Raw genomic sequence first — 26,402 nt, 5'->3', positions numbered from 1 at the left:
GAGGTGCGCAACCTCGCCAGCCGCTCCGCCGCCTCCACCGCCGAGATCCAGGGCATGATCAACAGCCTCCAGGAGCAGAGCGCCCGCGCCGTCAGCGCCATGGCCCAGGGCCGCAATCAGAGCCTGCGGGTGGTGACCCAGGCCGACGAGGCCAACGGCGCCCTCGACCAGATCACCGGGCACATCACCCAGATCAGCGACATGAACATCCAGGTCGCCACCGCCACCGAAGAGCAGTCGAGCGTGGTGGGCGAACTCAACCGCAACGTGGAGGACATCAACCAGCTCACCATGGAGACCGCCGATATCGCCCATCACCTGACCGAGTCGAGCCGCAACCTGCAGCACCTCTCCGGCGAGCTCGACAAGCTGGTCGGCAACTTCCGACTCTGAGCGTCCGGCACCTCTTCCTGACCCGCACCAGGGCGCTTCGGCGCCCTTCTTCATGACCACGGCAAGCCGTGACGCACGGGGGATACGTCGTCTCCCACCGCCCTGCCACATGCCTCATAATCAGGAAAACGCGAGGAGGTATGATGGGCAAGCTGGTCGTGATGATAGTGCTGGGGGGGCTGCTCAGTGCCTGCAGCAGCGGGCCCGTGCGGGTGCACGGGGCCGATGTGAGCGTGGACGATACCCGGATCCGGGTCAGTGATGGGGATCGCGGAGGCTACGGTACCTTCTGCCCACCGGGACAGGCCAAGAAGGGGCGCTGCTGACCGCTGGGTGCCGAAAGACAGACAACAAAAAGCCGCTCCATGGAGCGGCTTTTCTTATGAAACGGGCAGAAGATTATTTTTTCTTCTTGGCCTTGGCGTTCGGCAGGTCGGTGATGGAGCCTTCGAACACTTCGGCAGCCAGACCCACGGACTCGTGCAGAGTCGGGTGAGCATGGATGGTCAGCGCGATGTCTTCGGCGTCGGCACCCATCTCGATGGCCAGACCGATTTCACCCAGCAGTTCACCGCCGTTGGTACCCACGATGGCACCACCGATGACGCGGCCGCTCTCCTTGTCGAAGATCAGCTTGGTCATGCCGTCGGAGCAGTCGGACGCGATGGCGCGACCGGAAGCAGCCCACGGGAAGGTGGCGACTTCGAAGTTCAGACCCTGTTGCTTGGCTTCCTTCTCGGTCAGACCCACCCAGGCCATCTCAGGCTCGGTATAGGCGATGGACGGAATCACTTTCGGGTCGAAGTAGTGCTTCTTGCCGGCGATGACTTCGGCCGCCACGTGGCCTTCGTGTACACCCTTGTGGGCCAGCATGGGCTGACCGACGATGTCGCCGATGGCGTGGATGTGGGCCACGTTGGTACGCAATTGCTTGTCCACCTCGATGAAACCGCGCTCGTTGACGGCAACACCGGCCTTCTCGGCATCCAGCATCTTGCCGTTCGGCACACGGCCAACGGCAACCAGCACGTTGTCGTAGCGAACCGGCTCGGCCGGGGCGTGCTTGCCTTCGTAGGAGACGTACAGGCCGTCTTCACGGGCTTCAACGGCGGTGACCTTGGTCTCCAGCATGATGTTGAATTTCTTGGCAACGCGCTTGGTGTAGATCTTGACGATGTCTTTGTCGGCAGCCGGTACCAGCTGGTCGGCAAATTCCACCACGTCGATCTCGGAACCCAGGGAGGAGTACACGGTACCCATCTCCAGACCGATGATGCCGCCACCGATGACCAGCAGCTTGCCAGGAACGGTCGTCAGCTCCAGCGCATCGGTAGAGTCCCATACGCGGGGGTCGTCATGGGGGATGAACGGCAGCTTAACCGGACGGGAACCGGCGGCGATGATGGCGTTGTCGAAGGTGACGGTGGTCTTGCCGTCGGCGCCTTCCACTTCCAGCGTGTTCGGACCGGTGAACTTGCCGAAGCCGTTCACGACCTGGACTTTACGCATCTTGGCCATGCCAGCCAGACCGCCGGTCAGCTGGTTGATGACCTTCTCTTTCCACAGACGCACCTTGTCGATGTCGGTCTGCGGGGCACCGAAGACGATGCCGTGCTCGGCCAGCGCCTTGGCTTCTTCAATGACTTTGGCGACGTGCAGCAGTGCCTTGGACGGGATGCAACCCACGTTCAGGCAGACGCCACCCAGGGTGGAGTAACGCTCGACGATAATGGTATCCAGACCCAAGTCAGCCGCACGGAAGGCAGCGGAATAACCGGCAGGGCCAGCACCCAGTACTACGACCTGGGTTTTGATTTCTTTACTCATCATGACCTCTTTGTCGTTCTTATATCCCCGGACAGCACAGTCTTATGCCAAACAAGGCCGCTGCAGCCGTGAAAAAAACGGGGCAAGTTTACAATCCTGTTAACGAAATGAGAAGCAAAAAGGGCGGGCTCTGGGCCCGCCCTCTCACTTACAGGACCAGTCGACGAATGTCGGACAACACACCACTCAGGGTGGTGATGAAGCGGGCACCGTCGGCGCCATCGATGACGCGGTGGTCGTAGCTCAGAGCCAGCGGCAGCATCAGGCGCGGCACGAACTCTTTACCGTTCCACTTCGGCTTCATCTCGGACTTGGAGACGCCCAGGATGGCCACTTCCGGCGCGTTGACGATCGGGGTAAAGCTGGTACCGCCGATGCCACCCAGGCTGGAGATGGTGAAGCAACCGCCCTGCATGTCGGCAGCGGTCAGCTTGCCGGCACGGGCCTTCTTGGAGATCTCGGCCAGATCGCGGGACAGCTCGTGGATGCCCTTCTTGTTGACGTCGCGAACCACCGGAACCACCAGACCGTTGGGGGTATCCACCGCCACACCGATGTGGATGTACTTCTTCATGATCAGCTTGCTGCCGTCTTCGGACAGGGCGCTGCAGAAGCGCGGATGGGCTTCCAGGGCCTTGGCGGCCGCCTTCAGGATGAACACCAGCGGGGTGATCTTCACGTCCAGCTTCTGCTTCTCGGCCAGGATGTTCTGCTCTTTGCGGAACGCTTCCAGATCCGTGGTATCGGCTTCGTCGAACTGGGTGACGTGGGGGATCATGGCCCAGTTGCGGTGCAGGGCAGGACCGGAGATCTTCTGGATACGGGTCAGTTCCAGCTCTTCGACAGGGCCGAACTTGCTGAAATCAACCTTCGGCCAGGCCACGACGCTCATACCGTTGCCAGTGCCGGTGCCGGCAGCCGGAGCGGACTCGGCGCGCTTGACCGCATCCTTCACGTAAGCCTGCACGTCTTCTTTGACGATGCGACCCTTGCGACCGGAGGCTTTCACCTTGGCCAGGTTGACACCGAACTCGCGCGCCAGACGGCGTACAGCCGGGGAGGCGTGGACATAGGCGTCGTTGGCGACGAAATCGGAGGCGGCAGCAGCCTGGGCAACCGGCGCAGGAGCGGCGGCAGCCGGAGCGGCAGCAACAGGCGCTGCGGCAGGAGCCGGAGCAGCCACGGCAGCCGGAGCGGCACCCGCCACTTCGAATACCATGATCAGGGAACCGGTGGAGACCTTGTCACCCGCCTTCACCTTGATCTCCTTGACCACACCGGCGAACGGCGCAGGCACTTCCATGGAGGCCTTGTCGCCTTCCACGGTGATCAGGGACTGGTCGGCTTCAACCTTGTCACCCACGGCGACCATGATTTCGGTCACTTCCACTTCGTCACCGCCGATGTCCGGCACGTTGACGTCCTTGGCACCGGCGGCAACCGGAGCAGCGGCAGCCACGGGGGCAGCAGCAGGAGCCGGCGCGGCAACAGCGGCCGGGGCAGCGCCCGCCACTTCAAAGACCATCACCAGGGAGCCGGTAGAAACCTTGGCGCCGGCGGCAACCTTGATCTCGACCACGCGACCGGCGAACGGTGCCGGCACTTCCATGGAGGCCTTGTCACCTTCCACGGCAATGATGGACTGGTCGGCTTCAACCATGTCGCCCACGGCAACCATGATCTCAGTCACTTCGACTTCGTCACCACCGATGTCCGGCACGTTGACGTCCTGGCGAGCGGCAGCAGCGGCGGCCGGCGCGGCAGCAACCGGGGCAGCAGCCTGGACCGGAGCCGGTGCGGCAGCACCCTCGGCTTCGAAGACCATGATCTGGGAACCGGTGGCAACCTTGTCGCCCACCTTGATCAGGATCTCTTTGACGATACCGGCGGCGGGGGCCGGGACTTCCATGGAGGCCTTGTCACCTTCCACGGCGATCAGGGACTGGTCCAGTTCGACCTTGTCACCCACGGCCACCATGATCTCGGTGACTTCAACTTCATCAGCACCGATATCCGGCACCATAATCTGTTTGGACATTGCGCTTTATCCTCTTGCGTGCATCCGCGTGGCAGCCTGAGCATCACCACGCGCATCCCGCGTTATCCGTTTAAACCCAGGCAAGGTCGCGCCGGATACCCGGCGCGACACTCAATCCTCTTACGCGTACAGCGGGTTGACCTTGTCGGCATCGATGCCGTACTTGGCGATGGCTTCGGCCACAACCTGCTTGTCTACCTCGCCGCGCTTGGCCAGTTCGGTCAGGGCAGCAACCACTACGTAGAACTCGTTCACTTCGAAGTGACGACGCAGGTTGGCACGGCTGTCGGAGCGGCCGTAACCGTCGGTACCCAGTACACGGTAGTTCTCGGTCGGAACGAAGGCACGCACCTGATCGGCGAAGGACTTCATGTAGTCGGTCGCGGCGATGGTGGCTTCGCTGCCCAGTACCTGAGCGATGTAGGGCACACGCGCTTCGGCGGTCGGGTGCAGCATGTTCCAGCGATCCGCGTCCTGACCGTCACGAGCCAGTTCGTTGAAGGAGGTGACGCTGAACACGTCGGAACCCACGCCGTACTCGCTGGCCAGGATTTGGGCGGCAGTACGCACGTGACCCAGGATGGAACCACAACCCAGCAGCTGTACCTTGGCCTTGGTGCCGGCCACGGTTTCCAGCTTGTAGATACCCTTGCGGATGCCTTCCTCGGCGCCTTCCGGCATGGCCGGCATGGCATAGTTCTCGTTCAGGGTAGTGATGTAGTAGAACACGTTTTCCGGGTTCTCACCGTACATGCGGCGCAGGCCGTCCTGTACGATCACCGCCACTTCATAGGCGTAGGACGGGTCGTAGGAGATGCAGTTCGGGATGGTGTTGGCCAGGATGTGGCTGTGACCATCTTCGTGCTGCAAGCCCTCTCCGTTAAGAGTGGTACGACCGGAGGTCGCGCCCAGCAGGAAGCCACGGGCTTGCTGGTCACCGGCTGCCCACGCCATGTCGCCGATCCGCTGGAAGCCGAACATGGAGTAGTAGATGTAGAACGGGATCATCGGGCAGTCGTTGGTGCTGTAAGAGGTGGCAGCAGCCAGCCAGGAGGACATGGCGCCCAGCTCGTTGATACCGTCTTGCAGAACCTGACCCTGCTTGTCTTCCTTGTAGTAGGAGACGATGTCGCGGTCTTGCGGGGTGTACTGCTGACCGTGCGGGCTGTAGATACCGATCTGGCGGAACAGGCCTTCCATACCAAAGGTACGGGCTTCGTCAGCAAGGATCGGGACGATGCGCTTGCCGATGGACTTGTCTTTCAGCATCACGTTCAGGGAACGCACGAACGCCATGGTGGTGGAGATTTCGCGCGCCTGTTCACCCAGCAGCGGACCGAAGGCATCCAGCGCCGGGATTTCCAGCTTGGTGGTGCTCTCGCGCAGACGGGTCGGTACATAGCCCTTCAGTGCGGCACGGCGGGCGTGCAGGTACTTGTGCTCTTCGGTACCCTCTTCGATCTTCAGGTAAGGCAGGTTTTCCAGCTGCTCGTCGGTGACCGGCAGGTTGAAACGATCGCGCAGGTGACGCACGGAGCCCAGATCCATCTTCTTGACCTGGTGAGCGATGTTCTTGCCTTCGGCCGCTTCGCCCATGCCATAGCCCTTGATGGTCTTGGCCAGGATCACGGTCGGCTTGCCCTTGGTCTGTGCAGCCTTGGAGAAGGCAGCGAACAGTTTGCGAGGATCGTGACCACCGCGGTTCAGGGCGAAGATCTCCTCGTCGGTCATGTCTTTGACCAGCGCGGCGGTTTCCGGGTAACGGTTGAAGAAGTGCTCGCGCACGTAGGCACCGTCACGGGACTTCATGGTCTGGTAGTCACCATCCACGGTCTCGTTCATCAGCTGGATCAGCTTGCCGGAAGTGTCTTTCTTCAGCAGCTCATCCCACTTGCGACCCCAGATGACCTTGGTCACGTCCCAGCCAGCGCCGGCGAACAGACCTTCCAGCTCGTTGATGACCTTGCCGTTGCCGACAACCGGACCATCCAGACGCTGCAGGTTGCAGTTGACCACGAACACCAGGTTGTCGAGCTTTTCACGCACGGCAACAGTCAGGGCACCCTTGGCTTCCGGCTCGTCCATCTCGCCGTCACCCAGGAAGGCGTAAACGGTCTGCTCGGAGCAATCCTTGATGCCACGGTCGGTCAGGTACTTCAGGAAACGCGCCTGATAGATGGCGGCGATGGGGCCCAGACCCATGGAAACGGTCGGGAACTGCCAGAATTCCGGCATCAGTTTCGGGTGCGGGTAGGAAGGGATACCCTTGCCATCCACTTCCTGACGGAAGTTGTCCAGCTGCTCTTCGGTCAGGCGACCTTCGGCGAATGCGCGGGCGTAGATGCCCGGGGAGATGTGACCCTGGAAGTAGACCAGATCGCCACCGTCCTTCTCGTTGCGGGCACGGAAGAAGTGGTTGTAGCAGACTTCGTAGATGGTCGCGGAAGAAGCGAAGGAAGACATGTGACCACCCAGGTCCAGATCTTTCTTGGAAGCGCGCAGCACGATCATCATGGCGTTCCAGCGGATGATGGCGCGAATGCGGCGTTCCATTTCCAGGTCGCCCGGGTAAGCCGGCTCGTCGCTGGACGGGATGGTGTTGATGTAGTCGCGGTTTGCCTTGGCAGCCACGTCCACACCGCTTGCGCGGGCTTTCTCGGCCAACTGTTCAAGGATGAACTGAGCGCGTTGCGGACCCTCTTCACGCAGCAGGGATTCCAGAGAGGCAAGCCACTCCAGCGTTTCTATCGGGTCCACATCGTTCTTCAGGATATCAGACATGGCTGGTTCCTATGTTGTTGTGATTGCACGGCATTGCACGGCGAAGGGCGCAAGCATTCGACAATTAAGAAAGCCTTGTGGGATTAGTTTTCCTGCTGACGGATCCGACGCATGGATCGCTGGATCCGGCTGTCTTCCCTCTGCATATCCAACAAGGTGTCCTCGATAAAGGCCAGGTGCTCATGACAAGCAGCCCTGGCCCGCTCCGGAGCCCCCGACAGGATAGCCTCGATCAGGCTCGCACGATGGCGACGGATCTTGGCGACCACTCCCGGACGGCGATTCAAAATTTCGTTATTGCGTAAAATGTTCTGCTCGAGCATGGGGCCCATGGCCCGCAACAGGTGCAGCAGCACCACGTTGTGGGAGGCCTCGGCCACGGCCAGATAGAACTGGGTCACGGCGGCCGATTCGACCACCAGCGACCCTTGCTGACCGGCTTCTTCGATGGCGGCTTGCGCCAGGCGAATCCGTTCGAAATCAGCCTCGGTGCCCCGCAGCGCCGCATAGTAGGCACAGATGCCTTCCAGCGCGTGACGAAACTCCAGCAGGTCGTACTGGGCTTCCGGGTGAGTGCTGAGCAGTTCGAACAGGGGGTCGGCGATCCCCTTGCTCAGGGCATTTTGTACGTAAGTGCCACCGCCCTGACGACGATACAAGAGTCCTCTCGCTTCCAGGCGCTGGATGGCTTCGCGCAAGGAAGGGCGCGACACCTGAAACTGGATGGCGAGTTCCCGCTCGGGCGGCAACTTCTGGCCCGGCTGCAGGCTGCCTTCCAGAATCATGCTTTCCAGCTCGGCGACAATGGCGTCGGCCAGCTTGGGCTGAGTTATCTTGATATAGGGCATGAGGCTACTTTGTTAAATTGGTATTACCAATTTTATGATTGGGGCGAAAATTAGCAGAGGGCTTGAAAAAAGTCCACCCAAAAGATGATCTGAATCAAGAAGCTCGGTTGCCACTTTGGGGGTAAAAACGCGGAATCATGATATAGCTCATAGAAAATGGTCTGACCAATATTTGTGAGCTTGCTCATCGATAACATTTGGCCAACAGCATGAAAAATGGCTTGCCAGACAAGGCAAGCCATTGATTCTAAAAACACAAAATAATTTTTAGATTTTTCACTCAAAGTTAAGTTTTTCCCGATAGCGAGGCCATTCGAAACTGTCACCCGGATCCGTCTTGCGGCCCGGCGCGATGTCGCAGTGACCGACAATACGGTCCGCCGTGATGGCGGGATAACGGTGCACAATCGCCCGGCTAAGGTCCGACAGTACCTCGTATTGCTTGTCGCTGTAGGGAAGCTCGTCGGTCCCTTCCAGTTCGATCCCGATGGAAAAATCGTTGCACGCCTCCCTCCCCTCCCAGCTCGAGACTCCCGCATGCCATGCCCTGGCGCCAAAAGGCACGTACTGTACCAGTTCCCCATCGCGGCGGATCAGGCAGTGGGCCGAGACCCTCAGTTGATGAATACCGGCGAAATAGGGGTGAGCACCGGGATCGAGCCGCCCCAGAAACAGATCGTCGATAAAGGGGCCACCAAACTGCCCGGGGGGCAGGCTGATGCCGTGTATCACCAGCAAGGAGACATCCTCCGGGCTGAGCCTCTCATTGTGATGGGGGGAAGGCACCTTGCGGGCCTGCTCGCACCATCCTTCTCGATCGATGGAAAACAGGGTTGTGGGTTGTGTCATCGTCTGCTCGACTCACAAATGGAAGCGATGTGCCTCTGGCGGGATGGGAAAACTGGGAACAAGTCTCTGAATTCATGGATAACGCTATGTTAGGCTGAGCCATTCACTCGCGCGATATGGGACACACTATGCACCCGATGGCACGCCGTCTCTGGCTGCTCGCCTGGCTCTCGCTGCTGGGTCTGCTGACCCTCTACTTTCATGGTCGTGAACAACCGTCGGTGACCGCCAGCGGCGATCTGCTGCTCAGGGCCGATGCCAGCGGCCATTATCGTCTGGAGGGTGCCATCAACGACCAGCCGGTGCAACTGCTGCTGGACACAGGAGCAACCCGGGTGACCATACCGAGCCAGGTGGCCGCCCGGCTCGGCCTCGTCGCCACGGGCCGCAGCCGTGTCAATACGGCAGCCGGAGAGATCCAGGTCGAAACCGGCCGGATCGAAAGTCTGGCGATGGGTCCGCTGACCCTGTACGATTTGTCCGTCTTTATCAATCCGGCTGCCGACGGGGAGGAGATCCTGGTGGGCATGAATGCCCTGGGCAGGCTGGAATTGCGCCAGAAAGACAGGCAATTGCTTCTCAGACCCTTGCAGGAATAAGGCATGTTACAACAGGACATCCGCCGCGCCGTGCGCGCCGCACTTCTCGAAGACTTGGGCGATGCCCTCACCGCGCTGGATCAACCGGATGCCGGCGCCGACATCACGGCCCAGCTGATCCCGGCCGATCGCATCTCGACCGCGCGAGTCATCACCCGCGAGGCGGGCGTCTTCTGCGGCCAGCCCTGGGTCGACGAGGTGTTTGCCCAGCTCGGTGGCGAAGTGAAGGTCGAGTGGAAAGTGCAAGATGGTGAACGCCTTGCCCCCAATCAGGAGCTGTTCCGCCTCCATGGCCCCGCCCGCGTGCTGCTGACCGGCGAGCGCAATGCGCTGAACTTCGTGCAGACCCTTTCCGGGGTCGCCACTCTGACCGCCCGTTATGTGGCCGAGCTGGAAGGCACTGACTGCCGCCTGCTCGATACCCGCAAGACCCTGCCCGGCCTGCGCAGCGCCCAGAAATATGCGGTCACCTGCGGCGGCGGCAAAAACCACCGTATCGGTTTGTTTGATGCCTACCTCATCAAGGAGAACCACATTCTCGCCTGCGGTGGCATCGCTGAAGCAATCAGCGAAGCGCGCCGCCTCAATCCGGACAAACCGGTGGAAGTCGAGGTCGAATCCCTGGCCGAGCTGGAGCAGGCCCTGGCCGCACGGGCCGACATCGTGATGCTGGACAACTTCGACATCCCCATGATGCAGGACGCTGTTCGCCTCAATCAGGGCAGAGCCAAGCTGGAAGTCTCCGGCAACGTCACCCTCGATACCCTTGCCGGATACGCCGCGACCGGGATCGACTTCATCTCGGTGGGAGCGCTGACCAAGCATGTGCGGGCACTGGATCTCTCCATGCGCTTTGTCGCGGCTTGAGCAAGCCCCATCCGTTGCTCGTGCCCAAAAATATTACAGGGCTCGAAACTTGCAAAAGGCGCCATCGGCGCCTTTTCTTTATGCAGGATCCCACGACATAAGGAGTGTGAAGATGGGCCCTCCCGCCTCATGACAAGTGCCAATGGAAGCCATTTAATCTTTGATTTTTCTACACATTTCACTAAATGACATAAAAGTGGCTAACAAGCTCCCCGCCTCTGTTGCCAACCCGAAGCGCTCGGATAAGATACCAGCGTGGATAGCATTCCACCGGTGCTTATCAGGAAACATGGAAAAAAGGATATTTCACATGAAAAGACAGTCAGGGTTTACGCTAATCGAATTGATGATCGTCGTTGCGATCGTCGCCATCCTCGCCGCTATCGCCTTGCCGGCGTATCAGAGCTATACCAAACGCGCCAAATTCTCCGAGGTCATTGCCGCTGTAGGTCCGGCCAAGACCGCCGTAGAAGTCTGCGTTCAAGGGTGGGCTGGCACATCTGCAGCCCTTGGTAACAGTTGTGCAGCAGCAGGTAACAATGCAGTATCTGGTGCCAGTGCACAAACCGATAATTTTGATAACGTCGCTGTTTCCAATGCTGGTAGCATCATTACCATTACCGGTACAGCAGCCGAAGCTCTGGATAATTCCACTTATCAGCTGGTAACTTCTGGAGCAGTCCAAGCCGGACGGCAAGTTTTGTGGAAAATTTCTGGCTCTTGCGTCACCGACGGCAAATGCTAACGCATGACCTCTAGCCTCAATAGCGGCCTGGCCACCAGCTTGGCCGCTTCTTCCCTCCTCAGTGAGCCGGACTCACAGCGCTATCTGAGCCAGGCCAAGGCGCAGCGCAAGCCCTTTGTCACCTTCCTGATTGAAAACGACATCCTCGACAGCAAAGCCCTCGCCGATTTCTGCGAGCTGGAATATGGGGTACCTCTGCTGGATCTGGCGGCCTTCGATCTCGCCGAGATCCCGCAGAAATACCTCAATCAAAAGCTGATTGAAAAGCACCATGTCCTGCCCATCTACACCCAGGGGCATACCCTCTATATCGCCATGTCCGATCCGACCAATGTGTCGGCTCTGGAGGATTTTGGTTTCAGTTTTGGCCTGCACACGGAAGCCCTGCTGGTCGAAGAGAGCAAGCTGACCGCCGCCATCGGCAAGCTGATGGAGAGCGAGCAGGATACCCTGGGCATGGATCATATCGACGAGGCCGAGATCTCCGAACTCGAGGTCTCCGACGAGAGTTCCCGCCTCGACGAGAGCGTCAACACCGCGGACGATGACGCCCCCATCGTCAAATACATCCACAAGATCATGATGGATGCCATCAAGCGCGGGGCCTCCGACCTGCATTTCGAACCCTACGAGACCAAGTACCGGATCCGCTTTCGGGTAGACGGCATACTGCACGAAGTCGCCACGCCGCCGGTCAACCTGGCCAACCGCTTCGCGGCTCGCCTCAAGGTGATGGCGCGGCTCGACATTGCCGAACGGCGCCTGCCCCAGGATGGCCGGATCAAGCTCAAGATCTCACGCAACAGATCCATGGACATGCGGGTCAACACCCTGCCCACCATGTGGGGCGAAAAGATCGTGATCCGGTTGCTGGACTCCTCGGCCGCCCGGCTCAATATCGATCAACTCGGCTTTGACGACCGGCAGAAGACGCAATACCTGCACGCCCTCTCCAAACCTCAGGGCATGATCCTGGTGACCGGCCCGACGGGGTCAGGCAAGACGGTCTCACTCTATACCGGCCTCAACATCCTCAACACCAGCGAGGTCAATATCTCCACCGCCGAAGATCCGGTCGAGATAAACCTGCCCGGCGTCAACCAGGTGCAGATCAATCCCAAGGCGGGGCTCACCTTCGCCAGCGCCCTGCGCTCCTTCCTGCGCCAGGATCCCGACATCGTCATGGTGGGGGAGATACGGGATCTGGAAACCGCCGAGATCGCTATCAAGGCCGCCCAGACCGGTCACCTGGTGCTCTCCACCCTGCACACCAACTCGGCGGCAGAAACGCTCACCCGGATGATGAACATGGGGGTGCCGGCCTTCAACATCGCCTCTTCGGTCACCCTCATCATGGCCCAGCGCCTTGCCCGCAAACTCTGCGATCACTGCAAGGCGCCGGAAGTGGTGCCGGAAGCCGAGTTGCTGGAGCTGGGCTTCACCCAGCAGCAACTGGCCGCCGGGTTGCGGCTGTTCAAGCCCGTGGGATGCAAGGAGTGCTCGGGAGGCTACAGAGGCCGGGTCGGCATCTATGAGATCATGCTGATGTCCGACAACATCGCCAAACTCATCATGCAGGGAGCCAACTCGCTGCAGATTGCCGCGATAGCCCAAAAGGAAGGGATGCGCACCCTGCGCACATCCGGCCTCGAGAAAGCGCGTCTTGGCGTCACCAGTCTGGCCGAAATCAACAGGATCACCACCAACTGAGTTCGCAGTGCCCGAGTCATCTCGCCGGGTGAAGCCGCTGTAATCACCCCGATGACCTTCTTCAAGCCAAGATGAGCCGGACAGGCAGCAGCATCCGGCCACCGTCGCCCAATTGCAGGATGCAGTGATGGCCACATTAGCTCAAAAACGCAACGCACCGAAAAAAGTCTTCTCCTACCGCTGGCACGGCGTCAACCGCAAGGGACAGAAGGTCTCCGGCGAGCTGCAAGCCGACAGCATCACCACCGTCAAGGCCGAGCTGCGCAAGCAGGGCGTCAACGTCACCAGGGTCAGCAAGCAGAGCCAGGGGCTCTTCTCCAAGGGCGGTGCCAAGATCAAGCCGATGGACATCGCCGTCATCTCCCGCCAGATCACTACCATGCTCTCCGCCGGCGTGCCTCTGGTGCAGAGTCTTCAGATCATCGCTCGTGGCCACGAGAAAGCGGCGGTGCGCGAGCTCATCGGCCAGATCGCCGCCGATGTGGAAACAGGCACCCCGCTCTCGGAGGCGTTGCGCCGCCATCCCCGCCACTTCGACGACCTCTATTGCGACCTGGTCGAGGCCGGGGAGCAATCCGGTGCACTGGAGACCATCTACGACCGTATCGCCATCTACCGCGAGAAGAACGAAGCCCTCAAATCCAAGATCAAGAAGGCCATGTTCTATCCGTCCATGGTCATTCTGGTAGCCATCGTCGTCACCTCCATCCTGCTGCTCTTCGTCATTCCCCAGTTCGAGGATATCTTCAAGAGCTTCGGTGCCGAGCTGCCCGCCTTCACCCGGTTCGTCATCGCCATCTCCCGCTTTATGCAGGAGTGGTGGTACGCCATCTTTGGCGGCGCTGCTCTCGCCGTCTTCCTCTATGTGCGGGCCTGGCGAAAATCCCAGAAGGTCAGGGACAACACGGACAAGTTCATCCTCACCATTCCCGTGGTGGGCAACATACTGCACAAGGCGGCCATGGCCCGCTTTGCCCGCACTCTCTCCACCACCTTCTCCGCCGGTATCCCGCTGGTGGATGCCCTGGTCTCGGCGGCCGGAGCATCCGGCAACTATGTCTATCGCACTGCGACCATGGCCATTCGCAACGAGGTGGTGGCCGGCATGCAGATCAACGTCGCCATGCGCACCGTGGATCTTTTCCCCGACATGGTGACCCAGATGGTGATGATCGGTGAGGAATCCGGCGCCATCGACGACATGCTCTCCAAGGTCGCCGCCATTTTCGAACAGGAGGTGGACGACATGGTCGACGGCCTCACCAGCCTGCTCGAACCCATCATCATGGTGGTGCTCGGGGTGCTGGTCGGCGGCATGGTAGTAGCCATGTACCTCCCCATTTTCAAGCTGGGCTCTGTGATACACTGACCCCCTCGACAGAGGGCCAGGCGGTGCATTTCCCCCGGCCATCTGTCATCCCCGTTCCCGACACAAGCGATTGATCTATGGTGCCTTTGATCGAACTGGCCCAGGGCTTGCCCTGGCTCTATCTCTCCTTGATTTTCCTTTTCTCCCTGATGGTGGGCAGCTTCCTGAACGTGGTGATCCATCGCCTGCCCATCATGATGGAGCGGGCCTGGCATGCCGAATACAGCGACTATTTCGGTGACGGTGAAGAGACTCCTCCTGCAACCGGACGATACAACCTCATGGTACCTCGCTCCCGCTGCCCCCACTGCGACCACTCCATAGGGGCGCTGGAGAACATTCCCCTGCTGAGCTGGCTATGGCTCAGGGGGCGCTGCCGCAACTGCCACGCCCCCATTTCGGCTCGCTATCCCCTGGTCGAGCTGCTCACCGCCCTGCTGTCGGTCTCGGTAGCAGCCGCGCTTGCCCCCGGCTGGGGCACCCTTGCCGCTCTGCTGCTCACCTGGACATTGGTCGCACTGACCTTCATCGACCTGGACAAGATGCTCTTGCCGGATCAGCTCACCCTGCCCCTGCTCTGGGGTGGCTTGCTGTTCAATCTGGCGGGCGGTTTCGTGCCCCTGGCCGATGCGGTGATCGGTACCATGGCGGGCTATCTGGTGCTCTGGAGCCTCTACTGGGCCTTCAAGCTGCTGACCGGCAAGGAAGGGATGGGCTATGGCGACTTCAAACTGCTGGCGGCGCTGGGCGCCTGGCTCGGCTGGCAAGCCTTGCCCATCGTGCTGCTGCTTTCCTCGCTGGCAGGCGCCATCATCGGCATCGGTCTCATCCTGCTGCGCAATCACCACCAGGGCAAACCCATTCCCTTTGGCCCCTATCTCGCCATCGCGGGCTGGATAACGCTGCTGTGGGGCGATAGCATCACCCGCTGGTATCTTGATGTCGTGCTCTAGCAAAAGGATCTCTGACCCATGTATGTAGTCGCAATCACAGGGGGAATCGGCAGCGGCAAGACCACGGTTGCCAACCGCTTTGCCGAGCTGGGCATCGAGGTGGTGGATGCGGACATCATCGCCCGCGAGGTGGTGGAGCCCGGCACCCCTGCTCTGGCTGCCATCGCCGCCCATTTTGGCCCGGATGTCGTTGCCCCCGATGGCCAGCTCGATCGCCGCCGGCTGCGAGAGCGGATCTTCACCGACTCGCAGGCTAAGGAGTGGCTCAATGCCCTGCTCCATCCCCTCATCCGCAGCGAGATGCTGCGCCAGTGTGCGGCAACCCGCTCCCCCTACTGCCTGCTGGTCGTCCCCTTGCTGGTGGAAAACAGGCTCACTTCCCTCGCCGATAGGGTACTGGTGATCGATGTGGACGAAGCGACGCAAATCGAGCGTACCTGCCACCGCGATGGCGTCAGTCGGGAACAGGCCCAGGCGATACTGGCGTCCCAGGCGAGCCGCAGCGAGCGCCTGGCGATGGCCGACGACGTCCTGGACAACCAGAGTGGTACGAGTGAGACCATCGGGCAGCGAATTTTCGCCCTGCACCAGACATATCTGGCATTTGCCTCTCAACAAGCCCACCAACTGTGAGTACACTAGGCCGGTTTATGGCTGGCCAGGATTAGGCATGATTTACGATTTCCCCCTCAATGAAAAAAGCCGGACCTATCTTCGTCTGGAGTCCCTGTTTTCCCAGATCCGCGACAATCTGGAGAGTGACCAGTCCTGGGCACATATCGCCTTCTTCAAGGGGTTGTTCGATTTGCAGGAGTTGCTGGAGCGTGGTGACCTGCGTGCCGATCTCATCAAGGATCTGGAGCGCCTCGGCCAACGCCTAAACCACTGGGCCAGTCTGCCTGACGTCGATCTCGAGCAGATCCAGCGGATGCAGCAGGAGAGTACCCAGCTCTCCCGCAACCTGCTGAACTCCCCGCGCCCCGGCGCCCGTCTGAAAGAGGATCGCCTGCTCGGCTCCATTCGTCAGCGCTTCTCCATTCCGGGTGGTCTGTGCGCCTTCGATGTGCCGCAACTGCACCACTGGCTGGCGACCCCGGCCGTCATCCGCCACCAGCAGATGCAGCAATGGCTGAGTGACATCACCTTGCTGATGAACGCCATCTCCCTGTTGCTGCGCCTGTGGCGCGAGTCGGGCAACTTCAGCGACCAGGTGGCCACCAACGGCTTCTTCCAGGATACCGCCGAAGGGGCTGAACTGATCCGCATCCGTCTGGCGGGCACCCAGCCCTGCTATCCGACCCTGAGCGGCCACAAGAACCGCTTCGCCCTGCGCTTCCTGCCGACGACGGAACAGCAGATAGGCGACGTTTCCTTCCAGCTCGCCTGTTGTTGAGGAGCGCCCCATGGTGACCAAGGTAAAGTGCCCGACCTGTCAGAGCGAGATCGAATGGGGCCCGCAGAGCCCGTTTCGCCCCTTCTGCAGCAAGCGCTGCCAGCTGATCGACCTCGGCGAGTGGGCGGATGAACAGAAGCGCATCCCGGGCGAGATCAACCCGGATCTGCTGCCCGACCCGGAACAGAGCGATCCCTGGCAATAAACACTTCACGATCAAAAAAGGGCCCTCAGGCCCTTTTTCGTTGGTATCGATTCCCTTTCAGGCTAGCGAGGCCTGCAACCGCGCGACGATGGGGCCGTTGGCATCCGGGAAGCGGTATTCGTGCAGCGAGGCCAGTGGCACCCAGCGGCACTCCTGTCCCTCCTTGCCAAAGGGCTCGCCGTGGAAGCGGGTCACCTTCCAGATATCCAGCAAGACCTGCTTGTCGGGGTAATCGTGGTGCAGCTCCATGAAGGGGGCACAATCCTGCACCCGGATCCCGATCTCTTCCCACAATTCCCTGTCCAGCGCGGTGAGCAGATCCTCCCCCGACTCCACCTTGCCGCCGGGAAACTCCCAGCGATCCCCCTGATGGCGATCGGCTGAGCGTTTGGCGATGAAGATATCGCCCCGTTCGTTCTCGATGACGCCCACCGCCACCCAGATCCGTTTCTTCTGTTCCATCATTGTCCTCAGCGTAAACACGGCAAACGGGCGATCCAGGGGGCAAGCCGAATGGCCTGCTGATCCCCCCAGGCCCTGAAGAGATCCTGCCCGACATGCTCATTGCCCGGCGGCGCAACCTGCGGCCAGGGCACCGCACCGGGCGGAGTGAAACAACGATCGTGTACCCGCGCGCTCTGGCGCAGATAGCGCCATAAACAGTCTCGCAAGAACCACTGGTCGATGTTCGGTGTTTCCATGGTACTGGGCTGATAGCTCGCCATCAGCGGCGCAAGGGGAGGCAGCACACCGGCCACACCGCCCCACATGCCGGCCAGCACCAGATCGGTGTGGCTCCACCAGTCACGCATGATATGGAACCAGCGCCCCGATGCAAGCCAGTCATCGACCGCAAGCCGCTCCCGCAGATTCAGCACGGAGTCCGCATCGCGCACAAGAAAGCGCCCCACTCCGGGATCATTGGCGACCTGGAAGCGCCAGCAGAGGCGCTGACGCTGGGATTGGCCATCGGGCTGCACCTTTATCTCGGCGCCATGTTCTTGCAGGCAGGCCAGAAACCCCTGAGGGACACTGCCATCCACATAAAAACGCACCCGCCAGCCCGGATAGAGGTAAGCTGCGGCCAGCACATTGTCGAGCGCTCCCCGCAAATAGCGGGGCTGTACTCCCCACAAGGAGAAGGCGATGACTGCCTGCTTCTCCCCCTGCTCCGCGAGCCAGTCATCCGGCCCCTCTGCCGGCAGCACCCACCCCGCGACAGGCTGCGAGACGGCCTCATCCTTGAGAGTCAGGGCACGGGTTCCCGCTTGTGCCGCTTCTTCATGGCGTCCTAGCTTGGCAAGGGAAGTGCAAAGCCCGTCATGGACCAGATAATCATCCGGCTCGCGCCGCACCAGTTCGACCAGGTGCATCACGGCCCGCTCATGTTGTTCGGAGCGCGAGAGGCAGACACAGAGATTGCGCAGCACCTCAGTGTTATCGGGCGCGGACCGGTACGCCAGCGTCAGCACCTGGGCCGCCGAGGCGGGATCGCCGGACAAAAAGAGGTAATAGGCAAACTGCAGTTGCAGGGGAACAGATTTGTTCGTCTCTGCGTTCAGCCTGCTCAGCACACAACGGATCGCCTCCTGGCGTCTCTCCTGCAGCCAGTGCCCATGTGCCTCCCCATCCCATCCCGCCGGCAATCTGCTCATCGTCCCCTCCTTGGTCCGAAAATGAATACACCGCCCGGAGGCGGTGTATTCATCATGGCAGGGTGTCAGGTCAGCTGACCGTGACAGTGCTTGTATTTTTTACCCGAACCACAGGGGCAGGGATCATTGCGCCCGATCTTCTGCTCGTCGCGCACGAAGGTGGTATGGCCCTCGGCCCCACCCGTATCCTCGTCAGCCAGCTGGTTTTCGGCCGTGGCATGGGTGTAGGTACGGGGAGCTGCTTCGGCCTGCTGGCGCTGCTGCTCTTCCATCGCCTCCACATCCCGCTCCTGCACCTGTACCCGGCTCAGGATGCTGACCACGTCGCGCTTGAGGGTCTCCAGCATCTGGGTGAACAGATCGAAGGATTCGCGCTTGTACTCCTGCTTGGGGTTCTTCTGGGCGTAGCCGCGCAGATGGATGCCCTGGCGCAGGTGATCCATGGCCGCTAGGTGCTCCTTCCACAGACCATCCAGCGTTTGCAGCATCACCGCCTTCTCGAAGTTGCGCAGCACCTCCTTGCCGACCAGCTCTTCCTTGTGGGCATAGAGCTTGGTGGCTTCATCCAGGATGCGTTCGCGCAGCTTCTCTTCATACAGCTTGTCGTCTTCCGCCAGCCACTGCTGCAGCGGCAGATCCAGGGCGAAATCGGACTTCAGACGCGCTTCCAGACCCGGCACGTCCCACATTTCTTCCAGGGACTGGGGCGGGATGTACTCGTCGATGATGGCGCCGTAGACGTCGTCACGGATGACGTGAATGGTCTCGGAGATGTCGTTGGTGTCCAGCAGTTCGTTGCGCTGCTCGTAGACCACCTTGCGCTGATCGTTGGCCACGTCGTCGAACTCGAGCAAGTTTTTACGGATGTCGAAGTTGCGACCTTCCACCTTGCGCTGGGCATTCTCGATGGCCTTGGTTACCCAGGGATGCTCGATGGCCTCGCCCTCTTCCATGCCCAGCTTCTTCATCATGCCGGTCACGCGGTCGGAGGCGAAGATCCGCATCAGGGTATCTTCCATGGAGAGGTAGAAGCGGGAGGAACCCGGATCACCCTGACGACCGGAACGGCCGCGCAGCTGGTTGTCGATACGACGGGATTCGTGACGCTCGGTACCGATGATGTGCAGGCCACCGGCCGCCAGCACTTCGTCATGACGCACCTGCCAGGCCGCTTTCAGCTCGGCAATCTGCTCGCTTGACGGGTTTTCCAGCTGGGCGATCTCCGCCTGCCAGTTGCCGCCCAGCACGATGTCGGTACCACGACCGGCCATGTTGGTGGCGATGGTGACGGCGCCGGTCTGGCCGGCCTGGGCGACGATCTCCGCTTCCATGGCATGGAACTTGGCGTTCAGTACCTTGTGCGGGATATTTTCCTTGGTCAGGATGCCGGAGAGCAGCTCGGAGTTCTCGATGGAGACGGTACCGACCAGCACGGGCTGGCCGCGCTTCACGCACTCGCGGATGTCCTGCACGATGGCCGCGTATTTCTCCTGGGCGGTCAGGTAGACGAGATCGCCCATGTCCTTGCGCACCATCGGCTTGTTGGTCGGGATGACCACGGTATCCAGGCCATAGATCTGCTGGAATTCAAAGGCTTCGGTATCCGCAGTACCGGTCATGCCTGCCAGCTTGTCGTACAGACGGAAGTAGTTCTGGAAGGTGATGGAGGCCAGGGTCTGGTTCTCGTTCTGGATCTTGACCCCTTCCTTCGCCTCGACCGCCTGGTGCAGACCGTCTGACCAGCGACGACCCGGCATGGTGCGGCCGGTGTGCTCGTCGACGATGACGATCTCGTCTTTCTGGACGATATAGTCGACGTTGCGCTCGAACAGGGTGTGCGCGCGCAGGCCGGCATTGACGTGATGCAGCAGGCTGATATTGGTGGCGGAGAACAGGGAGTCATCCTCGGCCAGCAGTCCCTCTTTCTTGAGCAGCTCTTCCACGAAGATCTGGCCGTTTTCGGTCAGCAGCGCCTGGCGGTTCTTCTCGTCTACCGTGTAGTGGCCGTCGCCGGTGTACTCCTCGGAGTCTTCCTTGTCCTGCTTGACCAGCAGCGGGATCAACTTGTTGATCTGGGTGTACATGGCGGAGCTGTCTTCCGCCGGACCGGAGATGATGAGCGGGGTGCGGGCTTCATCGATGAGCACCGAGTCCACCTCATCCACCAGCGCGTAGTTGAGCGGACGCTGTACACGCTGCTCCGGCGAGAATGCCATGTTGTCGCGCAGGTAGTCGAAACCGAATTCGTTGTTGGTACCGTAGGTGATGTCGGCAGCGTAGGCATCGCGCTTCTGGGACGCATCCATGCCGGGCACGTTGCAGTCCACCGTCATGCCGAGGAAGGCGAACAGCGGGCGGTTGGCTTCCGCATCACGCTTGGCCAGATAGTCGTTCACCGTCACGACGTGCACACCGCGGCCGGTCAGGGCGTTCAGGTAGGCCGGCAGGGTGGCCGTCAGGGTTTTACCTTCACCTGTCTTCATTTCGGCGATGCGGTTGGAGTTCAGCACCATGCCGCCGATCAGCTGGACGTCGAAGTGACGCATGCCGAACACACGGCGGGAGGCTTCACGGACGGTGGCGAACGCTTCCGGCAGCAACTGCTCCAGTGTTTCGCCCTGCTCCAGACGCTGACGGTACTCGGCGGTCTTCGCCTGCAGTTCCTGATCGGACAGTGCCTCGAACTGAGGCTCCATCGCATTGATTTGTTTTACAATTTTGCGCAAAGCCTTGAGCGTTCTGTCGTTCCGGCTGCCGATAATCTTGGTGAGCAGTGTGCTAATCATGGGTACCAACTGTTTTGGTTATATAAGCGTTCCGTCACTGGAACCTGAAGAAAAAACCTAACCCCGTCTGGCATTCAGAAAGCGCGCGGGGTTGACCTGACGACCATCTTTCAACACTTCGTAATGCAAATGAACTCCGGTTGCACGACCGGTTCGCCCCATCAGGGCAATCTTCTGGCCCTCATCGACCAGGGTGCCCACATCCACCAGTAACTTGGAATTGTGGGCATAGCGGGTGACCAGACCATTGCCATGGTCAATCTCCACCATGTTGCCAAACTCCGGATGGCGCCCCGCCCAGCTGACAATCCCCTTGCCTGTCGCCAGGATGGGGGTGCCGGGCCTGCCGCGGAAATCCACCCCTTTGTGCATCTTGGCGCGACCGTTGAACGGATCGACCCGCCCACCGAAACCGGAGGAGATCCAGACACGCTCCTGCTTGACCGGTGAGCCGGGGATGAAACCCGCATCGGTGATATGGTGGTTCATGATGAAGGATTCAAGTACCGACAGCTGTTCTTCGCGGCTGCTGAGCTGACGGCTGAGGTGTTCCATGGAATCTTGCAGTTCACCCAGGCTGACTTCCAGGTCTGCATCGTAGGAAGGGCCGCCCATGGGGGGCAGCTCCTTGAAGTTGAACTCCTCGGGATCGAGGTCCGCCTTCTCGGTCAGGCGCTCGCCGAGGGCGTTGAGGCGACCAAGTTGTCCCTGCATGGTGCCCACCTGGGCGGCCAGCATGGCAAGCTGTTCGCGGGCTTCATCGGCCCCTTGCGTGGATTTTTGCTGCTGCGCCAGGGTCAGCGCCACTTCCAGCGCCTCCATTTTCTGCTGCCAGCTCTGCCAGAGCCAGCCGCCCCCCAAGGCCAATACAGTGAAGAGAATACCGCCGACCCAGGCCAGACGTTGTTTGGGTAAGTGCAACCTGCGGCGCTGCTTACCGTGGAGGATCAGGGTAATGCTCATAGAAATCTGTCTTCTCGGTCAGGTGAGGCCAAGGGCCTGCACGGGCAATAAAACCGGGAGATAATCGGTATTAAAGGATGGAATAAACAAATGACAGGACGTCGGTGCGGAGAGATGACCGACGTCCTGTTGCACAGCTATCAGGCCAGAACCAGACCGTTGTCGTAGTAAGCGATAGGCGCTTTGTCGCCCTCACCCTCGAAGGTCACCAGTTCCCAGGCCTCCTGCTGGGCCAGCAGGGCACGCAGCAGCTTGTTGTTCAGGGCATGGCCCGTCTTGTAGGCACGGAATTCACCGATGATACTGCGATTGCACATGTACAGATCGCCGATGGCATCCAGCATCTTGTGCTTCACGAACTCATCTTCGTAGCGCAGACCATCTTCGTTCAGCACCCGGTAGTCATCCAGCACCACGGCGTTTTCCAGGCTGCCGCCCAGTGCCAGGTTCTGGGAACGCAGGTACTCGATGTCACGCATGAAGCCGAAGGTACGGGCACGGCTGATCTCTTTCACGAAGGAGCTGCCGGAGAAGTCCAGCACGCAACGCTGGTTGCGGCCTTCAAACACCGGATGCTGGAAATCGATCTCGAGATCCATCTTGAAGCCGTTGCGATAGGGGTGGAATTCCGCCCACTTGTCGCCGTCTTCAACCCGGATGCTCTGCTTGATCCGCACGAACTGCTTGGGCGCGTTCTGTTCACGAATACCCACTTCCTGCAGCAGATAGATGAACGGATGCGCACTGCCGTCCATTACCGGGATCTCGGGGGCATCAACCTCGACATAGAGGTTGTCGATCCCCATCCCGGCCAGAGCGGCAGACAGATGTTCGATGGTCGACACGCGAACACCGGCTTCGTTCACCAGAGCGGTACAAAGCACGGTATCACGCACCTGATCGGCGTTGGCTGGCAGCGCGACCACAGGATTCAGATCGGTACGCAAGTAAACGATCCCTGTGTTAACAGGCGCCGGACGGAACGTCATAGTGACTTTCCGGCCCGAATGCAGGCCCACACCGGTGGCCTGGACACTCGTTTTCAAGGTTCTTTGTCTAATCATGGGCGTATCCGCTTTAACAGCTCAAATTCCTGACCAGATGGTCGTTGCCGGGCCATCTTAGCACAATCCTTAAGCAACAAACAAACCAGAGCCATCAGAGGCTTAGTCTGCCTGCTTGCGCAGAAACGCAGGAATATCGAGATAATCCGGTTCGCGACGAGCTTGCGGCTCGGCGTTCACCACCTTGGCCGGGGCCTCTTCCATCACGCGAGACTGCAGGGCTTCGCTGATCAGGGGCTGACGGGCCGGACGCTCTTGAACCATGTTGTTCTTGACCAGGGTGATGTCGGGCTTGCGCTCGGCACCGATACCGGTCGCCACTACGGTAACGCGCAGTTCGTCGTGCATTTCCGGGTCGATTACGGTACCCACCACCACGGTGGCGTTCTCGGACGCGAAGGCCTTGACCGCGTTACCCACGGTCTCGAACTCTTCGATGGTCATGTCCATGCCGGCAGTGATGTTGACCAGGATGCCGCGGGCACCGGCCAGATCCACGTCTTCCAGCAACGGGCTGGAGATGGCCTTCTCGGCCGCTTCTTCGGCACGGTCGTCACCGGAGGCGGAGCCGGTACCCATCATGGCGGTACCCATCTCGCGCATCACGGTACGCACGTCCGCGAAGTCGACGTTGATGAGGCCCGGGCGGGTGATCAGCTCGGCGATGCCCTGTACTGCACCCAGCAGCACGTCGTTGGCCGCCTTGAAGGCGTCCAGCAGGGAGATGCCGCGACCCAGCACCTTCAGCAACTTGTCGTTGGGGATGGTGATCAGGGAGTCGACGTTCTTGGAGAGCTCTTCGATGCCGTGAGCGGCGAAGCCCATCCGCTTCTTCCCTTCGAAGGAAAACGGCTTGGTCACGACGGCAACGGTCAGGATACCCATCTCGCGGGCCACTTCGGCCACGATCGGTGCAGCACCTGTACCAGTACCACCACCCATGCCGGCAGCGATGAACACCATGTCGGAACCGGTCAGCAGCTCGCGCAGCGCTTCCCTGTCTTCCATGGCGGCGTCACGACCCACTTCCGGGTTGGCCCCGGCACCCAGACCCTTGGTGATGCCACCGCCGATCTGCAAGGTGGTATTGGCACTGGAGTTGCGCAGTGCCTGGGCGTCGGTGTTCACGGTGATGAACTCGACACCCTCGATGTTTTGACGAACCATGTGCTCGACTGCGTTGCCGCCGCCGCCACCCACACCTATCACCTTGATGACGGCTTCGTCAGTGTGGCTATCCATAAATTCAAACATGTTGTCTCTCCGCTTTATTTGCCTGACTCAGCAAAATCTTTAGAACTCGCCACGCAACCAGTTGCTGACCCGTTTGACCAGCCCACCTACGCTTGCCTTGGCGGCATATTCCTTGTTACTGCCGGTGGATTGGTTGGTGCGGCCGTACTGCAACAACCCGACCGCAGTCGAGTACACCGGTGCCTGTACGTAATCACTCAATCCCCGGATATTCATGGGCTCGCCCACCCGGACCTGGCTCTGGAAGATCTGCTCTGCGCACTCCACAATGCCTTCGATCTGGGCCGCGCCACCGGTCAAGACCACACCGGCGGCCAGCTGATGCTTGACCCCCTGTGCCTTCAATTCGCTCTGCACCCGCACCAGCTCGTCATTCACCATGGAGAGCAACTCGGTGTAACGGGGTTCAATCACTTCCGCCAGTGTCTGCCGTTGCAGGCTGCGCGCCGGGCGACCGCCGACACTGGGCACTTCGATATTGTCTTCCTTGCTGACCAGGCGGCCGAGGGCGCAGCCGTAGCGCACCTTGATCGCCTCCGCATCCAGCGGCGGCGTGCCGAAGGCATAGGCGATGTCGCTGGTCACCGTGCTGCCGGCATAGGGAATCACCTTGGTGTGACGCAGGGCGCCGCCGGTAAAGAGCGACATGTCCATGGTGCCGCCACCGATGTCCACCACGCAGACACCCAGCTCCTTCTCGTCTTCGGTCAGCACGGCGTAGCTGGAGGCCAGGGCGGAGAAGATCAGCTGATCCACCCGCAGACCCACCTTCTCCACACACTTCTCGATGTTGCGCGCCATGTCGTTGTGGCAGGTGATGAGATGCACCTTGGCTGCCATCCGCACGCCGGAGAGACCGACCGGGTTCTTGATCCCTTCCTGATAGTCGATGGCGAACTCCTGGGGCAGCACGTGCAGCACCCGCAGCTCGTCCGACAACCGCACCGACTTCGCGGTGTGGATGACGTTGTCCACATCCTCCTGGGTCACCTCTTCGTCGGAGATGGGCACCATGCCGGTCTCGTTGCGGCAATCGATGTGCTTGCCGGACAGCCCCAGATAGACGGAACTGATCTGGCAGTCGGCCATCATCTCGGCCTCTTCCACCGCGCGGCGCAGGGACTTGACCACGGAGTCGAGGTCATTGACCCCGCCCTTCTCCATCCCGCGAGAAGCGTGGCTGCCCATGCCGATGACATTGAGTTCGCCATCAGGCAATACTTCGCCAACCAGTACCGCCACCTTGGTCGTGCCGATATCCAGTCCGACAATCAAATTTCTATCTGCGGTGTTGGTCATTCACTTTCTCTTCGCTTTTCTTCCAGCCAACTGCCATCCCGGTGTCGTATCGAAGATCCACGTAAGCAACCCGCTCACGGGGCTCGATGACCGGAAAGGCATCGATAAACCGCTGCAGACGAAGCGCGATATCCGAGCGCCCCACAAACAGCTGAATGTTGCCATCCAGGGTCAGTTCCCAGGCATGGCGGGGGGTCAGATTCACCCCCAGCAACTTGTATCCCTTGGCCGCCAGCAGCGTTTCGTACTGATGGCTGGCTTCCAGCACCTTGGCGGCCTGATCATCGGGCCCGGACAACTGCATCAGGGGCTTCTTCACCCTGTCCGGGGCACTGAATACCTCACCCTTGGTGTTGACGAAGCGGTTGCCGTTCCAGCGAGCCGCCACATCCTGTTCCGTGAGATAGACCTTGATCTTGTTCGGCCACTTCTTTCGTACCGAGACCTGGGCCACCCAGGGCAGAGCGTTCAGACGCGCCTGCAATTCGTTCACATCCAGCTCGAAGAAGTTGCGAAGTTCGGCACCATCCAGCACGGCAGCACGCAACTCATCGGCCTTCAAATATTCGTGTTGCCCCTGCAGCAACAGCTCGCTCATGGGCAACCGACTGGCATCCGTCAGCCAGTCTTTAACATCCAGCGCAGTCTGGTAGAGCCCCCACATGACCAGGATGAAAAATGCCACCCCGGCGATGAAGCCCCCCTTGGTGCGCCCTTGTGCCCTTGCCTCCACCCGATCGATCCCCGTAAAACGCGCCATGCCGGCCACTTGCAGACCGGTTCGCCATTATATAGGCCTCGGCT

At 60.5% G+C, this 26,402-nt stretch carries 24 protein-coding genes; 11 read left to right on the top strand and 13 right to left on the bottom strand.

Translation table 11 applies throughout. The features are described from left to right. Together AB5Y59_RS11900 and AB5Y59_RS11895 are read left to right on the top strand one after the other, a co-directional pair. The coding region (locus AB5Y59_RS11900) for a methyl-accepting chemotaxis protein (RefSeq protein ID WP_368212026.1) at window positions 1-393 on the top strand (393 nt) is incomplete at its 5' end. 143 nt (window positions 394-536) lie between these two features. Beyond that, window positions 537-719, top strand: a complete 183-nt coding sequence (locus AB5Y59_RS11895) for a hypothetical protein (RefSeq protein WP_017779057.1) — start codon at window positions 537-539, stop codon at window positions 717-719. 73 nt (window positions 720-792) lie between these two features. Here AB5Y59_RS11895 and lpdA read toward each other — a convergent pair whose 3' ends face one another. From lpdA to ampD, 5 genes are all read right to left on the bottom strand, one after another. Next, a complete protein-coding gene (lpdA, locus tag AB5Y59_RS11890; protein WP_010675812.1) occupies window positions 793-2,220 on the bottom strand; it encodes a dihydrolipoyl dehydrogenase in 1,428 nt (475 codons plus the stop codon). Window positions 2,221-2,368: 148 nt separating this feature from the next. Beyond that, the gene (aceF, locus tag AB5Y59_RS11885) at window positions 2,369-4,258 is read right to left on the bottom strand and encodes a pyruvate dehydrogenase complex dihydrolipoyllysine-residue acetyltransferase (protein WP_202044643.1); all 1,890 of its coding nucleotides are present in this window, start codon (window positions 4,256-4,258) and stop codon (window positions 2,369-2,371) included. 120 nt (window positions 4,259-4,378) lie between these two features. Further along, complete coding sequence (gene aceE / locus AB5Y59_RS11880) at window positions 4,379-7,039, bottom strand: pyruvate dehydrogenase (acetyl-transferring), homodimeric type (RefSeq protein WP_039040509.1); 2,661 nt, start codon at window positions 7,037-7,039, stop codon at window positions 4,379-4,381. Between the two features lie 83 nt (window positions 7,040-7,122). After that, the gene (gene pdhR / locus AB5Y59_RS11875) at window positions 7,123-7,887 is read right to left on the bottom strand and encodes a pyruvate dehydrogenase complex transcriptional repressor PdhR (RefSeq protein ID WP_010675815.1); all 765 of its coding nucleotides are present in this window, start codon (window positions 7,885-7,887) and stop codon (window positions 7,123-7,125) included. A 276-nt stretch (window positions 7,888-8,163) separates the two neighbouring features. Then, the gene (gene ampD / locus AB5Y59_RS11870) at window positions 8,164-8,736 is read right to left on the bottom strand and encodes a 1,6-anhydro-N-acetylmuramyl-L-alanine amidase AmpD (protein ID WP_239054130.1); all 573 of its coding nucleotides are present in this window, start codon (window positions 8,734-8,736) and stop codon (window positions 8,164-8,166) included. A 128-nt stretch (window positions 8,737-8,864) separates the two neighbouring features. On the opposite strand from ampD, the gene AB5Y59_RS11865 reads away from it, so the two are divergent. From AB5Y59_RS11865 to yacG, 9 genes are all read left to right on the top strand, one after another. Beyond that, window positions 8,865-9,335: a TIGR02281 family clan AA aspartic protease gene (locus AB5Y59_RS11865; RefSeq protein WP_042015101.1), complete on the top strand. Its 471-nt coding sequence runs from the start codon at window positions 8,865-8,867 to the stop codon at window positions 9,333-9,335. A 3-nt stretch (window positions 9,336-9,338) separates the two neighbouring features. Then, a complete protein-coding gene (gene nadC, locus AB5Y59_RS11860; RefSeq protein WP_368212023.1) occupies window positions 9,339-10,202 on the top strand; it encodes a carboxylating nicotinate-nucleotide diphosphorylase in 864 nt (287 codons plus the stop codon). A gap of 310 nt (window positions 10,203-10,512) precedes the next feature. Then, window positions 10,513-10,947, top strand: coding sequence for a prepilin-type N-terminal cleavage/methylation domain-containing protein (locus AB5Y59_RS11855; RefSeq protein WP_139737860.1), 435 nt, complete (start codon window positions 10,513-10,515; stop codon window positions 10,945-10,947). A gap of 3 nt (window positions 10,948-10,950) precedes the next feature. Then, entirely contained in the window at window positions 10,951-12,657 is a 1,707-nt protein-coding gene (tapB, locus tag AB5Y59_RS11850) for a PilB family type IVa pilus assembly ATPase TapB (RefSeq protein ID WP_041213997.1), read from the top strand. A 127-nt stretch (window positions 12,658-12,784) separates the two neighbouring features. After that, window positions 12,785-14,026 (top strand): type II secretion system F family protein, encoded by a 1,242-nt coding sequence (locus AB5Y59_RS11845; protein ID WP_010675822.1) that lies wholly within the window; start codon window positions 12,785-12,787, stop codon window positions 14,024-14,026. A gap of 77 nt (window positions 14,027-14,103) precedes the next feature. After that, window positions 14,104-14,979, top strand: coding sequence for an A24 family peptidase (locus AB5Y59_RS11840; RefSeq protein ID WP_368212021.1), 876 nt, complete (start codon window positions 14,104-14,106; stop codon window positions 14,977-14,979). Between the two features lie 18 nt (window positions 14,980-14,997). Next, the gene (gene coaE / locus AB5Y59_RS11835) at window positions 14,998-15,612 is read left to right on the top strand and encodes a dephospho-CoA kinase (protein WP_286701036.1); all 615 of its coding nucleotides are present in this window, start codon (window positions 14,998-15,000) and stop codon (window positions 15,610-15,612) included. 37 nt (window positions 15,613-15,649) lie between these two features. After that, window positions 15,650-16,372 (top strand): cell division protein ZapD, encoded by a 723-nt coding sequence (gene zapD / locus AB5Y59_RS11830; protein ID WP_180344884.1) that lies wholly within the window; start codon window positions 15,650-15,652, stop codon window positions 16,370-16,372. A 10-nt stretch (window positions 16,373-16,382) separates the two neighbouring features. Continuing rightward, a complete protein-coding gene (gene yacG, locus AB5Y59_RS11825) occupies window positions 16,383-16,577 on the top strand; it encodes a DNA gyrase inhibitor YacG (RefSeq protein WP_223953957.1) in 195 nt (64 codons plus the stop codon). Between the two features lie 57 nt (window positions 16,578-16,634). Here the strand turns inward: yacG and mutT are convergent, their stop codons facing one another. From mutT to AB5Y59_RS11785, 8 genes are all read right to left on the bottom strand, one after another. Beyond that, window positions 16,635-17,039 (bottom strand): 8-oxo-dGTP diphosphatase MutT, encoded by a 405-nt coding sequence (gene mutT / locus AB5Y59_RS11820; RefSeq protein ID WP_171864957.1) that lies wholly within the window; start codon window positions 17,037-17,039, stop codon window positions 16,635-16,637. A gap of 8 nt (window positions 17,040-17,047) precedes the next feature. Continuing rightward, window positions 17,048-18,232: a tetratricopeptide repeat protein gene (locus AB5Y59_RS11815; RefSeq protein WP_319911634.1), complete on the bottom strand. Its 1,185-nt coding sequence runs from the start codon at window positions 18,230-18,232 to the stop codon at window positions 17,048-17,050. 65 nt (window positions 18,233-18,297) lie between these two features. Beyond that, complete coding sequence (gene secA, locus AB5Y59_RS11810; protein ID WP_041211791.1) at window positions 18,298-21,018, bottom strand: preprotein translocase subunit SecA; 2,721 nt, start codon at window positions 21,016-21,018, stop codon at window positions 18,298-18,300. Between the two features lie 57 nt (window positions 21,019-21,075). Beyond that, the gene (locus AB5Y59_RS11805; protein ID WP_039040495.1) at window positions 21,076-21,981 is read right to left on the bottom strand and encodes a M23 family metallopeptidase; all 906 of its coding nucleotides are present in this window, start codon (window positions 21,979-21,981) and stop codon (window positions 21,076-21,078) included. A gap of 140 nt (window positions 21,982-22,121) precedes the next feature. Then, window positions 22,122-23,045 carry a UDP-3-O-acyl-N-acetylglucosamine deacetylase gene (gene lpxC, locus AB5Y59_RS11800; protein ID WP_010675831.1) on the bottom strand — a complete coding sequence of 308 codons (924 nt, stop codon included), beginning with the start codon at window positions 23,043-23,045 and terminating at the stop codon, window positions 22,122-22,124. Between the two features lie 102 nt (window positions 23,046-23,147). Next, a complete protein-coding gene (ftsZ, locus tag AB5Y59_RS11795; protein WP_005305686.1) occupies window positions 23,148-24,299 on the bottom strand; it encodes a cell division protein FtsZ in 1,152 nt (383 codons plus the stop codon). Between the two features lie 39 nt (window positions 24,300-24,338). Beyond that, window positions 24,339-25,598 (bottom strand): cell division protein FtsA, encoded by a 1,260-nt coding sequence (ftsA, locus tag AB5Y59_RS11790; RefSeq protein WP_010675832.1) that lies wholly within the window; start codon window positions 25,596-25,598, stop codon window positions 24,339-24,341. After that, window positions 25,579-26,331 carry a cell division protein FtsQ/DivIB gene (locus AB5Y59_RS11785; RefSeq protein ID WP_029314839.1) on the bottom strand — a complete coding sequence of 251 codons (753 nt, stop codon included), beginning with the start codon at window positions 26,329-26,331 and terminating at the stop codon, window positions 25,579-25,581. The genes ftsA and AB5Y59_RS11785 overlap by 20 nt, the downstream gene beginning before the upstream one ends. Window positions 26,332-26,402: the final 71 nt, after the last annotated feature.

The organism is Aeromonas sp. s10, from assembly GCF_040907975.1.
Lineage (GTDB): Bacteria > Pseudomonadota > Gammaproteobacteria > Enterobacterales > Aeromonadaceae > Aeromonas > Aeromonas caviae.
The sequence above is the reverse complement of the archived record's forward strand: the minus strand, read 5'-3'. Positions and strand labels throughout refer to the sequence as shown.

Coding starts and splice junctions, on each gene's coding strand:
- AB5Y59_RS11895 (WP_017779057.1), top strand. CDS start 537: ATGGGCAAGCTGGTCGTGATGATAGTGCTGGGGGGGCTGCTCAGTGCC.
- lpdA (WP_010675812.1), bottom strand. CDS start 2,220: ATGAGTAAAGAAATCAAAACCCAGGTCGTAGTACTGGGTGCTGGCCCT.
- aceF (WP_202044643.1), bottom strand. CDS start 4,258: ATGTCCAAACAGATTATGGTGCCGGATATCGGTGCTGATGAAGTTGAA.
- aceE (WP_039040509.1), bottom strand. CDS start 7,039: ATGTCTGATATCCTGAAGAACGATGTGGACCCGATAGAAACGCTGGAG.
- pdhR (WP_010675815.1), bottom strand. CDS start 7,887: ATGCCCTATATCAAGATAACTCAGCCCAAGCTGGCCGACGCCATTGTC.
- ampD (WP_239054130.1), bottom strand. CDS start 8,736: ATGACACAACCCACAACCCTGTTTTCCATCGATCGAGAAGGATGGTGC.
- AB5Y59_RS11865 (WP_042015101.1), top strand. CDS start 8,865: ATGCACCCGATGGCACGCCGTCTCTGGCTGCTCGCCTGGCTCTCGCTG.
- nadC (WP_368212023.1), top strand. CDS start 9,339: ATGTTACAACAGGACATCCGCCGCGCCGTGCGCGCCGCACTTCTCGAA.
- AB5Y59_RS11855 (WP_139737860.1), top strand. CDS start 10,513: ATGAAAAGACAGTCAGGGTTTACGCTAATCGAATTGATGATCGTCGTT.
- tapB (WP_041213997.1), top strand. CDS start 10,951: ATGACCTCTAGCCTCAATAGCGGCCTGGCCACCAGCTTGGCCGCTTCT.
- AB5Y59_RS11845 (WP_010675822.1), top strand. CDS start 12,785: ATGGCCACATTAGCTCAAAAACGCAACGCACCGAAAAAAGTCTTCTCC.
- AB5Y59_RS11840 (WP_368212021.1), top strand. CDS start 14,104: ATGGTGCCTTTGATCGAACTGGCCCAGGGCTTGCCCTGGCTCTATCTC.
- coaE (WP_286701036.1), top strand. CDS start 14,998: ATGTATGTAGTCGCAATCACAGGGGGAATCGGCAGCGGCAAGACCACG.
- zapD (WP_180344884.1), top strand. CDS start 15,650: ATGATTTACGATTTCCCCCTCAATGAAAAAAGCCGGACCTATCTTCGT.
- yacG (WP_223953957.1), top strand. CDS start 16,383: ATGGTGACCAAGGTAAAGTGCCCGACCTGTCAGAGCGAGATCGAATGG.
- mutT (WP_171864957.1), bottom strand. CDS start 17,039: ATGGAACAGAAGAAACGGATCTGGGTGGCGGTGGGCGTCATCGAGAAC.
- AB5Y59_RS11815 (WP_319911634.1), bottom strand. CDS start 18,232: ATGAGCAGATTGCCGGCGGGATGGGATGGGGAGGCACATGGGCACTGG.
- secA (WP_041211791.1), bottom strand. CDS start 21,018: ATGATTAGCACACTGCTCACCAAGATTATCGGCAGCCGGAACGACAGA.
- AB5Y59_RS11805 (WP_039040495.1), bottom strand. CDS start 21,981: ATGAGCATTACCCTGATCCTCCACGGTAAGCAGCGCCGCAGGTTGCAC.
- lpxC (WP_010675831.1), bottom strand. CDS start 23,045: ATGATTAGACAAAGAACCTTGAAAACGAGTGTCCAGGCCACCGGTGTG.
- ftsZ (WP_005305686.1), bottom strand. CDS start 24,299: ATGTTTGAATTTATGGATAGCCACACTGACGAAGCCGTCATCAAGGTG.
- ftsA (WP_010675832.1), bottom strand. CDS start 25,598: ATGACCAACACCGCAGATAGAAATTTGATTGTCGGACTGGATATCGGC.